At 63.7% G+C, this 12,664-nt stretch carries 11 protein-coding genes; 1 reads left to right on the top strand and 10 read right to left on the bottom strand.

Annotated features, from left to right (window positions below; all coding sequences use genetic code 11):
* Positions 1-51: 51 nt before the first annotated feature.
* Both AC1DSJ_RS26565 and AC1DSJ_RS26560 read right to left on the bottom strand, forming a co-directional pair.
* Positions 52-1,164 (bottom strand): porin, encoded by a 1,113-nt coding sequence (locus AC1DSJ_RS26565; protein ID WP_054420652.1) that lies wholly within the window; start codon positions 1,162-1,164, stop codon positions 52-54.
* A gap of 455 nt (positions 1,165-1,619) precedes the next feature.
* Positions 1,620-2,003 carry a DUF4148 domain-containing protein gene (locus AC1DSJ_RS26560; RefSeq protein WP_054420653.1) on the bottom strand — a complete coding sequence of 128 codons (384 nt, stop codon included), beginning with the start codon at positions 2,001-2,003 and terminating at the stop codon, positions 1,620-1,622.
* 383 nt (positions 2,004-2,386) lie between these two features.
* On the opposite strand from AC1DSJ_RS26560, the gene AC1DSJ_RS26555 reads away from it, so the two are divergent.
* On the top strand, positions 2,387-3,277 hold the full coding sequence (locus AC1DSJ_RS26555; RefSeq protein ID WP_054420654.1) for a LysR family transcriptional regulator: 891 nt from the start codon (positions 2,387-2,389) through the stop codon (positions 3,275-3,277).
* Positions 3,278-3,388: 111 nt separating this feature from the next.
* Here the strand turns inward: AC1DSJ_RS26555 and AC1DSJ_RS26550 are convergent, their stop codons facing one another.
* From AC1DSJ_RS26550 to purT, 8 genes are all read right to left on the bottom strand, one after another.
* Positions 3,389-3,940: an adenine phosphoribosyltransferase gene (locus AC1DSJ_RS26550; protein WP_054420655.1), complete on the bottom strand. Its 552-nt coding sequence runs from the start codon at positions 3,938-3,940 to the stop codon at positions 3,389-3,391.
* A 54-nt stretch (positions 3,941-3,994) separates the two neighbouring features.
* Positions 3,995-5,692, bottom strand: a complete 1,698-nt coding sequence (cydC, locus tag AC1DSJ_RS26545) for a thiol reductant ABC exporter subunit CydC (protein WP_441372515.1) — start codon at positions 5,690-5,692, stop codon at positions 3,995-3,997.
* Positions 5,689-7,356 carry a thiol reductant ABC exporter subunit CydD gene (gene cydD / locus AC1DSJ_RS26540; RefSeq protein WP_441372516.1) on the bottom strand — a complete coding sequence of 556 codons (1,668 nt, stop codon included), beginning with the start codon at positions 7,354-7,356 and terminating at the stop codon, positions 5,689-5,691. Before cydD ends, cydC begins: the two co-directional genes overlap by 4 nt.
* A gap of 77 nt (positions 7,357-7,433) precedes the next feature.
* Positions 7,434-7,559, bottom strand: coding sequence for a cytochrome bd-I oxidase subunit CydX (cydX, locus tag AC1DSJ_RS26535; protein ID WP_006216286.1), 126 nt, complete (start codon positions 7,557-7,559; stop codon positions 7,434-7,436).
* 14 nt (positions 7,560-7,573) lie between these two features.
* Positions 7,574-8,728: a cytochrome d ubiquinol oxidase subunit II gene (gene cydB / locus AC1DSJ_RS26530; RefSeq protein ID WP_054420658.1), complete on the bottom strand. Its 1,155-nt coding sequence runs from the start codon at positions 8,726-8,728 to the stop codon at positions 7,574-7,576.
* Between the two features lie 14 nt (positions 8,729-8,742).
* Positions 8,743-10,314 (bottom strand): cytochrome ubiquinol oxidase subunit I, encoded by a 1,572-nt coding sequence (locus AC1DSJ_RS26525; protein ID WP_441372517.1) that lies wholly within the window; start codon positions 10,312-10,314, stop codon positions 8,743-8,745.
* A 127-nt stretch (positions 10,315-10,441) separates the two neighbouring features.
* Positions 10,442-10,987 carry a GbsR/MarR family transcriptional regulator gene (locus AC1DSJ_RS26520; RefSeq protein WP_054420660.1) on the bottom strand — a complete coding sequence of 182 codons (546 nt, stop codon included), beginning with the start codon at positions 10,985-10,987 and terminating at the stop codon, positions 10,442-10,444.
* 395 nt (positions 10,988-11,382) lie between these two features.
* Positions 11,383-12,600 (bottom strand): formate-dependent phosphoribosylglycinamide formyltransferase, encoded by a 1,218-nt coding sequence (gene purT, locus AC1DSJ_RS26515; RefSeq protein ID WP_054420661.1) that lies wholly within the window; start codon positions 12,598-12,600, stop codon positions 11,383-11,385.
* Positions 12,601-12,664: the final 64 nt, after the last annotated feature.

The following is a 12,664-nucleotide window of genomic DNA, read 5'->3' as shown; positions in this document are numbered from 1 at the left end:
TTACGGAGATAAACCGCGCATTCAGCAAGGTCCAGTCAGGCGCGCCGTCGCTTAGAACCGGTGACGCACACCCACGGCAACCGCGGTGTCGCGGGCGTCGTGCTGGAACGCGTAGTTGTCGCCATAGGAGGCGTACGCGTACAGGTTGGTGCGCTTGGTGAAGTCGTAGGTGTAGCCCAGGCTGTACACGTTGAACGTGGCGTCGTCGCCCGTCAGCTTGTCGTTGCCCGGGGTGGCGCGCTGCCACGAACCGAAGATGGCGTGGCGGCCCAGCGGCACGGTCGCGCCGATCATGTACGAGTTGGCGCGAAAGCCATCAGCCAGCTTGAACGAACCCAGGTTGTTCATGCCTTCCGGCGTCGTGCCCATGTTCTGGCCAACGAACCAGCCGTCACGCGTCTGGCCGAAAGCGGCCGCCAGCTTCACGACTTCAAAGTCGTACGAACCACCGATGATGTATTCCTGGATGCGCGCCGAATCCTTGCCGCCGACACGATTGTTCGTCGGGTCGAAGCGGTCGTAAGCGGCGGCCAGGTTCAGCGGGCCGTTGACGTATTGCACGCCGGCGGTCAGCACGCGGTTGTTGTTGCCGGTGGCAAAGCCCGTCTGCGTCGTGTCGCTGACGGTGTCATCCGCGCTGAACGAATAGCCCACGCCCACCTTGAAGCCGCCCAGGCTCGGGGTTTGATACAGCACCATGTTGTCCAGGCGCATCGTGTTGGCGCTACCGAACGTCGTACCCATGTTGGCGGTGTTGTAGCTGATCGAGAACGGGTCGATCGAACCGAAGTACTTCGACGCCAGGTTCGTTTGACGGCCGAATTCCAGACGGCCCCAGGAATCGCTATCCAGGCCCACAGTGGCTTGACGGCCGAACAGACGGCCGTTCTGGGCCGACTTGCCGTTCATGGGGCCGAAGCCGCCTTCCAAGGTGAACACGGCACGCAGGCCGTCGCCCAGATCTTCCGTGCCACGCAGACCAAAGCGCGAGCCGCTGCTCACGCCCTGAACGCCGCCCACGCGGCTTTGCGACACGCCGTTGAACTTCACTTGCTCGTAGCCGACACCGGCGTCGATCAAGCCGTACAGCGTCACGGAGTCGGCGGCTTGCGCGGCGCCGGCAAAGCCTGCCAGCAACGCGACGGCCAATAGCGTCTTCTTCATATAAGTCCCCAAAATGGCGAGATGAAAGGCATCCGCCAAAGCGCCGTCCTGTTGACGGCGCCTTGGCGTGCCGCTGCGAACAAGCAAGCGGCGTCTGCACTAAATCTAGTGTCCGGCGCGCGGCGATCCGAAGTAACACGGATTTCGACGAACTACTTTCCATGGTTGGGATAATGACGAACTGCTGACACGCGCACCGGTCTGAAAACCAATGGGAATGCGCCGTTAACGCGTTGAAAACAAATATGAATCTTTGCTCGCAATTGGGCGCCAAGCAGGCGAAAGCATGATCGCCACCCCCCCTTTCACCGACAGAACTTGTTGCCCGGCGCGAACAGTGATGCAGCAAAAACGCCACACTGCTCACCACGCCGCACAATGCGCCGGCAATAAAAAACCCCTCGGCGTCTCAAGGGGTTTCTCGTGACCTCGGGTCAGGGCGTGCGCCCCGGCACTTACTTGCCCTTGGGCGGATAGTCCAGTTCACCGAAGGTGTATTCGCCGCGAGCCTTGGCTTCAGCCAATTCCTGGCGGACTTGTTCGCGGGTCTTGCCGGCGGATTGCGACACGGCGGCGCGGGGCGGGTAATCCAGTTCAGCAGTGGTGACCTGGCCAGCGGCCTTGGCGCTTTGCAGCTCTTGCTGAACCTGGTCGCGCGTCAGGCCGGTTTGTTGCACGGTGGCGGGCGGGTAGTCCAGTTCACCAAACGTGACCTGGCCGGCGGCCTTGGCGGCTTGCAGTTCTTGTTGGACCTGTTCACGCGTCTTGCCATCGGCGTGAGCGGCGGACATACCCACTAGGGTTGCGGTAACCATGAGTGCGGTTGCTAGGGCTTTCATTGTGATGACTCCATCCTAAACCTTGCACAGCGTCTTCTGCCAGGCTGGCAGGTGCGATGTGACTGTTTGATTGCTGGGACGAAGTATCTGGGGAATCGCGCCTAGTAAAAACCCTTATTTTGGTGAACATATTTGCACGGATGGGACAATTGCACGTTGTATCCGGTGCAATCTGCGCGTTTATTGCGCAATCCCCTCGCAGACGCAGGCAGCACAAGCCTTGCCAGCGTTCAGCTGTCCGCCAGTTGAGTAACGGAACGTGAGCTCACCATTCGCGCAACGCGTTATCCCCGGCAAGGAAATAGACATTTCTGCTGGCGGGACAATAAATCCATTTATCATACAAACCTGCCAGAAATGGAATTTTGAGTCTCGAGGGCCCCATGGATATCCAGCTTAACGACATCGCGCTCTTTGTCGAAGTCGCCAAGCGCAAGAACTTCAGCCACGCTGCGGAAGCCTTGAATATTCCAACATCCACGCTCTCGCGCCGCGTCAGTGAATTGGAACGCAGCGTTGGCATGCGGCTCTTGAACCGCAGCACGCGCAAGATCGACCTGACCGAAGCCGGCGCCATCTACTTCGAACGTTGCCGGCACATTGTGGAAGAAGCGCGCATTGCGCACGACCAGTTGCTGGACATGGCGGTGCAGCCTAAAGGCCGCCTGCGCATTTCGCTGCCCACCAGTCTGGCGCAGCTGTTTCTGCCCGCCGTCATCAGTGAATTCCGCGAACAGCATCCCGATATCGAATGCGATTTCGATCTGAGCATGCGTCCGATCGACCCCATCAGCAACCCGTTCGACCTGATTCTGCGCTTCGGCCAGCAGCCGGATTCCAGCCTGATCTCGCGCAAGATCGTGCTGATGGCGCATCAGTTGTACGCGTCACCCGATTACCTGGCGCGCCATGGCGAACCGCGTGTGCCTGCCGACCTGACGCACCACGAATGCCTGCGCCCCACGATGCGTGAGGAGTCCTCGTTCTGGATGCTGCATTCGGGCGATAAGGTGGAACGCGTGCAGGTGTCGGGCCGCCTGTCGGCGAACAACGTGGGCATGCTAGGCCGGCTGGCGAGCCAGGGGCTTGGCATCACGCCCTTGCTGGTGTTCGATGCGATGGAACGCGCCATCGAGCAATCGGGCCTGGTGCGCGTGCTGCCGGACTGGAGCTTGACGCCCCTGCCCCTCTTTGCCCTGCTGCCCTCGCGCATGCTGCCCGCAAAAACCAAGGCTTTCCTGGACTTCATTCAGCCCAGGTTGTCGGATTCTTGAAGAGAGAAGCGCGAGGCGGGTCGGAACTTACGGCCCGCCCGACCGCGTGACTTAAGGCGTGAATTCAGGCGCGCCCTAACGTGTGTACGACGGCGTGAATTACGGCGTGAATTACGGCGTGCCCGCGTCGTACTGACAGACCGTGTAGAGCGGCGTGCCCGTCTCGGCCACCTTGGCCGACCCGCCCAGATCGGGCAGATCGATAATCGCCGCGGCCTCGACCACATTGGCGCCCAGGCGTTGCAGCAGCTTGATGGCGGCCAGCATGGTGCCGCCGGTTGCGATCAGGTCATCCACCAGCAGTACGCGTTGACCGGTGCGCACGGAATCCGTGTGCATCTCGACCGCGGCATTGCCGTATTCCAGCGAATATTCCTCGGCCACCGTGCGAAACGGCAGCTTGCCCTTCTTACGCACGGGCACGAACCCAAGGTTGAGTTCATAGGCCAACACGCTGCCCACGATGAAGCCGCGCGCATCCACGCCCGCCACCAAATCCAGGCGCTGGCGCATATAGCGGTAGACGAAGAGATCGATCAGCACCCGGAAGGCACGCGGGTCCTGCAATACCGGCGTGATATCGCGGAAGATGACGCCGGGTTGGGGCCAGTCCGGAACGCTTCGGATGGTGCGCCGGATGTACTCGGCGTTGTCGGTCTGCATGGAAGGCGGCCCTGAAGAATTGAAGCAAGGCGAACTATAACCTTGCCACCGCGCTTAAGCCAGGATTGCCGCCTGCTGTGACAAGTCATGTAATTGTCCGTTGCGCAGTTCCAGGCAACGGTGGACGGCACCCGGGGGCAAATCGGCGTGCGTGGTCAAGATGACGGTGCGTCCCCGCACCGCGCCTTCCAGGTCGTTGAAGAAGTCGGCTTGGGCTGCAGCATCCAGCCCGGCGGTGGGCTCATCCAGCACGATGACCGCCGCAGGCGACAACAATGCCCGCGCCAGACACAAGCGCCGCGCCTGCCCTGCCGACAATTGCGAGCCGGTTTCTCCCGCCCAGGTGTCCAGCCCGTCTGGCAAACCGCGCACAAAATCCCCCAGCCGGGCGGCGTCCAGCGCGCGCCACAAGGTGGCGTCGTCGGCATCGGGGTCGCCGATCAGCAGATTCGTGCGCAAGGTGCCCAGGAATACCGGCGCATCTTGCGATAGCAACGCGATGCGCCGGTGCCAATCGGCTTGCGCCGCGTCGCGCGCATCGCAACCGCCGAATCGCACTTGCCCGGCTAGCGGGTCTTCCAGGCGCAGGATCAGGTGCAGCAGCGTGGACTTGCCCGCGCCGCTGGCGCCAACAATCGCGATGCGCTCGCCGGGTTCCACGCGCAAGCCGATGCCATCCAATACCGCCGCAGCCAGTTCCGCCCCACGCGCCGGGTAGCGAAAACTGACATCGTTCAGTTCCAGTGCGCCATGGAGCGGCAAGGCGAGCGGCGCGACGGGGTCTTGCATGTCGGGTTGGCTTTGCGTCACATCGCGGATACGCGCCGCCGCCGACATCGCCGAGCCCATGCGGGACGCCCCGCGCATGATTGGGCCCGCGACTTCAAAAATACCGATGACTGCCAGCAACAGGCCCACCAGCACCGGCCCTTCAATGCCGCCCGCTTCGTGCGTGGCCAGCCCGAACCACAGCAGCGCCAATACCGAAATGCCCGCTGCGGCTTGCAGAAACCATTGCCCGCGCGCCGCTACGCGCGCCTGGGTACGGCGCGCTTGCGCACTGGCTTCGCACAGGCGTTCAAAATGCGCGGCGGTCTGCGCCTGTGCGTGCAGCGCCACCATGTCCGCATGGCCGTCCACCGCATCCAACGCGGCCGCGCGCAAGCCGGCAGCACTTTCCTGCGCGGCCACACCCGGCTTGCGCGCTGCGCGCAGCAACCACCACGGCACCAGCACGCAGGCGGTCATGAGCGCCAGCGCAAACGCCAGTGCGGCGGCCGGCACCCACATGCCCAGCACTGCGGTGAGCACGGCGCCACCCAGGATGGCCGTGGCCAACGGCGCCAGCACAAATAGAAAGACGGTATCCAGCGCATCGACGTCGCCCGTCATGCGCGCCACCAGATCGCCGCTGCGATAGCGCGCCAACTGGCGCGGCGTCAGCCGGATCAAGGCGCCGAACACGGTGGCGCGCAAATCGGCCAGCAGGCGCAAGGTGGCGGAATGCCCCACCACCCGGTCGGCGTAACGCGACACGATGCGCAGGAAAGACAAACCGCGCACCAGCGCCGACGGCGCAAACAGGTTGAACATGCCGCCTGCGCCCGCCAGCGCAGCACCCGTCAAAAACCAGCCAGAGACGCCCAGCAAGCCCACGCCCGCCGCAACGGTGGCCAGCGCACAGAACAATGCGAGTAAAAGCCCGCCTTTTCGACGCGCATATAACGGCAACAGCAACAGCAGATTCTTCATGCGTCTTCCACGTTTCCGTCCGCCACCCGCAGCACCCGGCCAAAGCGGGCCGCCACGGCGGGCGAGTGCGTTGCCAGCAGCAAGGTGCGCCCGGCTGCGAACGCAAGAATTTCATCCAGCACGCGCGACTGCGTGGCGTCGTCCAGATGCGCGGTGGGTTCGTCCAGCAGGATCAGCCCGGGGTCGCGCAGGAACAAACGGGCCAGCGCCACGCGCTGCGCCTGCCCGCCCGACAGGCCGTGGCCTCGGCTACCCAACGGCGTGTTCAGCCCTTCCGGCAACGCTTCTGCAAACTCCAGCACGCAGGCGCGGCGGGCAGCTTCGTGCACATCGCTATCGGCGGCGTCCGGGCACCCCAGGCGGATGTTGTCGGCGATGGAACCGGCCAGCAATTGCGGCTTCTGTCCGATCAGCGCCACGCGGCCGCGCAGGTCGGCTTCATCCCAATCGGCCAGCGGTATGCCATCGATGCGGATATCACCCTGGCTGGGGCGCAGCCGCGCAATGGCTTCGATCAGGGTGGATTTTCCGATGCCGCTGGGCCCCATCAACGCCGCATGTTCACCGGGCGCAAGGGTCAGCGCGGCGTCTGACAGCACGGCGAGCCCCCGGCCGGGCGCCGTTACCGTCAGCCCGGTAAGCGCCAACGCGGCGCCCGATGATGCCGATGCCGCCGCGCGGCCGATACGCGTTTGCGCCACGGCTTCGTCTTGCGGCAGGCCATCGAACAACACGGCGATTTGCGTCACGGCGGCAAGTGCCGTGGCGCGGTCGTGATAATGCGCGGCGAACTGGCGCAGCGGCGCATAGACCTCCGGCGCCATCAGCAGGCAGAACAAGCCCGCCTGCAACGTCAGCGGCGACCAGCGCACATCCAGAAAGCCCAGATACGTCAGGCCGATGTAAACGGCCACGCCCGCCACGCCAAGGGCGGCAAAAAATTCCAGCACGGCCGACGACAGAAATGCAATGCGCAACACCGACATCGTGCGCTGGCGCAGGGCATCGCTGGCGGCCACGACGGACGCCGCTTCGGCGTCCGCGCGGCCATACAGTTTCAGCGTAGACAAGCCGCGCAACCGGTCGGCGAAGAAGCCAGACAAGCGGGCAAACGCGCGCAGATGGCGGCGGCTGGCGCCTTGCGCGCCCCACCCTACCAAGGCCATGAACAAGGGAATGAGCGGCGCGGTGATCAGCAGCACCAGGCCGGCGACCACATCCACCGGCAACAGCAAAACCGAAAACGCCACCGGCAACATCGCGGCCGCCGCCATGGCGGGCAGGTACTTGGCGAAGAAACCATCCAGCGCCTCGACCTGGTCCACCACCGCGCTGGCCAATTCGCCGGACGCCTTGCCCCGGCTCCAGTACGGCCCCTTGGCAACCATCCGGGAAAACAGCGCTTGGCGCACATGGCGCTTGATGCGTTCGGCGGCATCCGCGCCCGCACGTTCGCCGGCCCATGTAATACAGGCACGCACCAGCATCAGCGTGGCAATGCCCAGAATGGGGGCCAGCAATTCCTGGCGCGACGCATCGCGCATGATGGCCGCGTCCAGCACGCTGGCCAACAGCCAGGCCTGCACCACCAGCAAGGCGCCGCTTACGAGCGGTGCGGCGCCTGCCAACATCAACGGAAGCCTGGCCGCCTTGGCAAGCGCCATCAACCACCGCGACTGCTCGCGCGGCGGTTTCTGCAAACTGGCCGAAGGGTCGTGCTCGAGGCTGCTAGCGCCGCCGCTCACTCGTCGTCGCGGCTGGCGCGCGGGTCATGCGAATGACCTTCGCGCAGCTCGAACCACATTGCATTGAGAATGGCGAACGCGCACGCCAAACCCAGACCGAGTATCCACGAGAAATACCACATGGTGGAGGCTCCTTTTAGTATGAGTTGGGCGTGTCGCCCACAGATTCATGGGTGACCTTGCCGCGCATCACGCGATACACCCAGGCGGTGTAGAGCGTGACGATGGGCAGGAATACGGCCACGGCGATCACCATGATCCACAGCGTCAGATGGCTGGACGAGCCGTCCCAGATGGTCAGGCCGGCCTGCGGCTTGGTCGAGGACGGCATGATGAACGGGAAGAGCGAAAAGCCCACCGTCAGGATCACACCGGCGATCGACACCGCAGACGCCAGGAACGCCAGCACGTTGGCGCGTACGGTCAGCAGCAGCACCACCAGCAACGCACCCGCCACACCCAGCACGGGCGCGATCCACATCAACGGCCACTTGGCATAGTTGGCCATCCACGCGCCGGTCTGTACGGAAACGGTCTTCAGCATCGGATCGGACGGACCCGCCATGTTGACCGCGCTGGTGATGGTGTGGCCACCGATGCCGCCTGCCACCCAGAAGCCGCCGGCCGCAAACAGCGCCGCCGTCAGCAAGGCGGCGAGCCGGCCCCAGTTGCGAGCCCGCGAAGCAATCGGATCTTCCGTGCGCCACGCCAGCAGCACCGCGCCGTGCATGGCCAGCATCACCACGCTGAGCACGCCGGCCAGCAAGGCGAAGGGCGCAAACAGCTGATAGAAATGGCCTTCGTAGATGGGCCGCAGCGTCACGGCGTCGAACGTGAACGGCACGCCCAGGACGATGTTGCCCATCGCCACGCCAAACACCAGGGAAGCCACCACGCCCGAGAAGCACAGCACGCCGTCCCAGCTGTTACGCCAGCGCGTGCCTTCCATCTTGCTGCGGTACTTGAAGCCTACGGGACGCAGGATCAGCGCGATCAGCACCAGCATCATCGCCAGGTAGAACCCCGAGAACGACGCGGCATACAACAGCGGCCAGGCGGCAAAGATGGCGCCGCCCGCCGTGATCAGCCAGACCTGGTTGCCTTCCCACACGGGGCCGACAACGTTGATCACCACGCGGCGTTCGGCGTCCGTCTTGGCCACCACGGGCAGCAACGCCGCCACGCCCAGGTCAAAGCCGTCCATGACGGCGAAGCCGATCAGCAAGGCGCCCAGCAGCACCCACCAGATCACGCGCAAGGTGCCATAGTCAAAAGGAATAAGGGTATCCATCTGCTTCTCTCCCCTTAGGCGCGCACGGCGGCGCGCACAGGATCGGCGGCGGCGCCCGCCACCGGCCCATCGGATTTCGGACCCGCCTTGATCGCGTGCAGCATGACCTTCACGCCGATGATCAGCAGAACCGTGTACAGCACCAGGAAGATGGCAAGACTGATGGCCAGGTCGGCGATCGTCAGGCCGGATGCGGCGTAATACGTCGGCAGCACGCCTTCAATCACCCAGGGCTGGCGGCCGTATTCGGCCACGAACCAGCCGCTTTCAATGGCGACCCACGGCAGCGGCAAGCTCCACAGCGCCACCTTGAGCAGGCCACGGCGGCTGTCCAGACGGCCGCGCGACGCCAGCCAGAAGGCCACGCCGAAGAACAGGATCAGGTACATGCCCACCGCCACCATGATGCGGAACGCCCAGAACAGCGGCGCCACGTTGGGCACGGTGTCAATCGCGGCCTGCTTGATGTCGGCCTCGGTGACCTTGGTCATGTCTTCCTGATACCGCTTGACCAGCAAGGCGTAGCCCAGGTCCGGCCAGGTCTTGTCGAAGACCATGCGCGCATCCACATCCTTGGGACTGGCGCGGATCTTCTGCAAGGCGTCGTACGCCACCATGCCATCGCGGATGCGGTTTTCGGCGCGCAGGATCAGGTCATCGATACCCAGCAGCGGCGTGGTCAACGAACGCGTGCCGATGATGCCCATGACGTAGGGAATCTCGATGGCGAAGTCGTTCTTGCGTTCGGCCTGGTTGGGAATCGCGATCAGGTTGAAGGACGCGGGCGCGGGTTCCGTGTGCCACATGGATTCCATGGCCGCGATCTTCATCTTCTGATGTTCGGTGGTCAGGTAGCCGCTTTCATCGCCCAGCACCACGACGGACAACGCGCCCGCCAAGCCGAAGCTTGCGGCCACCGCCATCGAACGCTTGGCCAGATCGGTGTGCCGGCCCTTCAGCAGATACCAGGCGCTGATCGACATCACGAACATCGCGCCCGCCACATAACCGGCGCTGACCGTGTGCACGAACTTGGCTTGCGCGACAGGGTTGAAGATCACCGCGGCAAAATCGGTCATCTCCATGCGCATGGTGTCGGGGTTGAAGATGGCGCCCACCGGGTTCTGCATCCAGCCGTTGGCGATCAGAATCCACAGCGCCGAGAAGTTCGTGCCGAACGCCACCAGCCAGGTCACGATCAGGTGACTGACCTTCGACATGCGGTTCCAGCCGAAGAAGAACAGGCCGACGAAGGTGGCTTCCAGGAAGAAGGCCATCAGCCCTTCAAGCGCGAGCGGGGCGCCGAAGATGTCGCCTACATAGTGGCTGTAGTAGGACCAGTTCATCCCGAACTGGAATTCCATCACCACGCCGGTGGCGACGCCGAGTGCAAAGTTGATGCCGAAGAGCGTGCCCCAGAACATGGTCATCCGCTTCCAGATGGGGCGGCCGGTCATGACGTACACGCTTTCCATAATGGCCAGGATGAACGACAGGCCAAGCGTGAGGGGGACAAACAGGAAGTGGTAAAGCGCGGTCGCGGCAAACTGGAATCGCGACAGATTTACGACGTCGAGATCAATCATTGGGGCGCTCCCAAGCTGTTGAGGTGCCGCGGCAACCGGCATGGTTCCCAGGCCGTCTCTCGCGCCATGTTACGAGCGTTGGATACAACTTCATAGAGGTTTCCTGAAAAATCGAGGCGGATGGGACTCAGCCCTTGCCCCGCAATTTGCCGGCGAAGCCCAGTACTTTTTGCACTTTCGAACCCATTTTCATCAGGGTTTGAAGGGTCTCTGGCGGCAGGCGTTGAACCTCATCGAACCATCCCGTGGACAGTTCGATGAGCTCCAGCATTTCGGTCATGCGCTGCTGGGCGTAGGCGTCTTCAGGACCTGACGGCCCTTCAAGAAGCGTGTCGCGCAGCAGGGTGAGCGTGGGTTCGATTTCGCGCTTGCGCTTTTCTTCCATCAGGATGCGGAAGATTTCCCAGACGTCTTTGGGCGTCTCGAAATAGTCGCGGCGGTCGCCCACTTGGTGGATCAGCTTGACCAGGCGCCACGATTGCAGCTCTTTCAACCCCAGGCTGACGTTCGAACGGGAAAAGCCGAGGGTTTCGGCGATGTCGTCAGCGTTCAGGGGTTCAGGGTGAAGAAACAGCAGGGCGTAGATTTGCCCGACGGTGCGGTTGACCCCCCAGCGGCTGCCCATTTCGCCAAAGTGCAGGACGAAACGTTCGTTTTGAGGGGTGAGTTCCATGAGTGTTCAGCGCCAGGGTCAAGAGTGCGGTTTGGCTGTTAGATACCGTTACACCGCTTTCAGTAATTCCTGAAATTATCGAACAAACTGTGCGAAAGCGCAAACCACATCGCCGGCAGGGGTATTGCCGCAAGCCTTGGCGGGCGAATGGGAATGCGTCAACGTAGCCTGAGAATGTGACAGGCCATGGAAAATGGGGACGATCAGGCGGGCGGGGCATGTAAACAGCCACCGGCCGTGAGGCGGGTGGCTGTGAGGGGCCGGTGGCTATGCAGGGCCGGTGGCTATGCAGGGCCGACGGCTGTGAGGGCCCGGGGGCTATGGGGGGCCGGTGGCTATGCAGGGCCAGGGGCTAATGCGGGGTCCACAAACGGGGCAGCGATTGCCCCGGGGAATCAGCCCGCCTTGACGGACACGGCGGCGGACACGCGCTTGGCCTTGGCGCGGGCGGCGGCGACGTCGTCGGCCACGGCCAGGCCCACGCCCATGCGGCGCTTGACGAAGGACTCAGGCTTGCCGAACAGGCGGATGTCAGTGCCGGACTCGGTCAGGGCCTCGGCGACGTTGTGGAACGACACGGCGGCGGCATCCACCCCGCCGTAGATGACGCTGCTGGCCCCCGGCTGGCGCAGGCTGGTGTCCACCGGCAAGCCCAACAGCGCGCGGGCGTGCAGCTCGAACTCGTTCTGGGCCTGGGTGATCATGGTGACCATGCCGGTGTCGTGGGGACGCGGGCTGACTTCCGAAAACCACACTTGGTCGCCCGCCACAAAGAGTTCCACGCCGAAGATGCCCAGCCCGCCCAGGTCGGACGTGACGGCCAGCGCGATTTCCCGTGCGCGTTCAAGCGCGGCGGGCGACATCGGGTGCGGCTGCCAGCTTTCGACGTAATCGCCGTCGACCTGCTTGTGGCCAATGGGCTCGCAGTACCGGGTTTCGACCTTGCCGTCGGCGCCACGGGCGCGCACGGTCAGCAAGGTAATTTCGTAGTCAAAGCGGATAAAGCCTTCAACAATGGCGCGGCCGCCGCCCACCCGGCCGCCTTCCTGGGCATAGCGCCAGGAGGCCGCAACGTCGTCGGCGCTCTTGATGACCGATTGGCCCTTGCCCGACGAGGACATGACGGGCTTGATGACGCAGGGGTAGCCGATGCCGCCGTCGATGGCGGCGCGCAATTCTTCTTCGGTGTCGACAAAGCGGTACGGGGACGTCGGCAGGCCAAGCGTCTCGGCGGCCAGGCGGCGGATGCCCTCGCGGTTCATGGTCAGTTGGGCTGCGCGGGCGGTCGGCGTCACGCGCGCCACGCCGGCGGCTTCCAGCTCTACCAGCAAACTGGTGGCAATGGCTTCGATTTCGGGGACAATAACGTGCGGCCGCTCTTGCTCGATGATCTTCTTCAGGGCGTCCGCGTCGGTCATGGAGACCACATGCGCCCGGTGCGCCACCTGATGGCCCGGGGCGTCGGCATACCGATCCACGGCAATGACTTCCACGCCCAGCCTTTGCAGGGCAATGATGACCTCTTTGCCCAATTCGCCCGATCCGAGCAACATGACTCGGGTGGCCAAGGGGGACAAGGGCGTGCCAAGGACGGGGCTGGAAATGCTGGACATGGAGCGGGCCTGGAGTGAAGGATTGAAAGCCGTTGAAATGAGCCGCCAGAATGCCATACCCCCC

The organism is Achromobacter sp. 01N37 (assembly GCF_056399725.1).
Note: the sequence above shows the minus strand (reverse complement) of the source record. Positions and strands in the feature narration are given on the sequence as shown.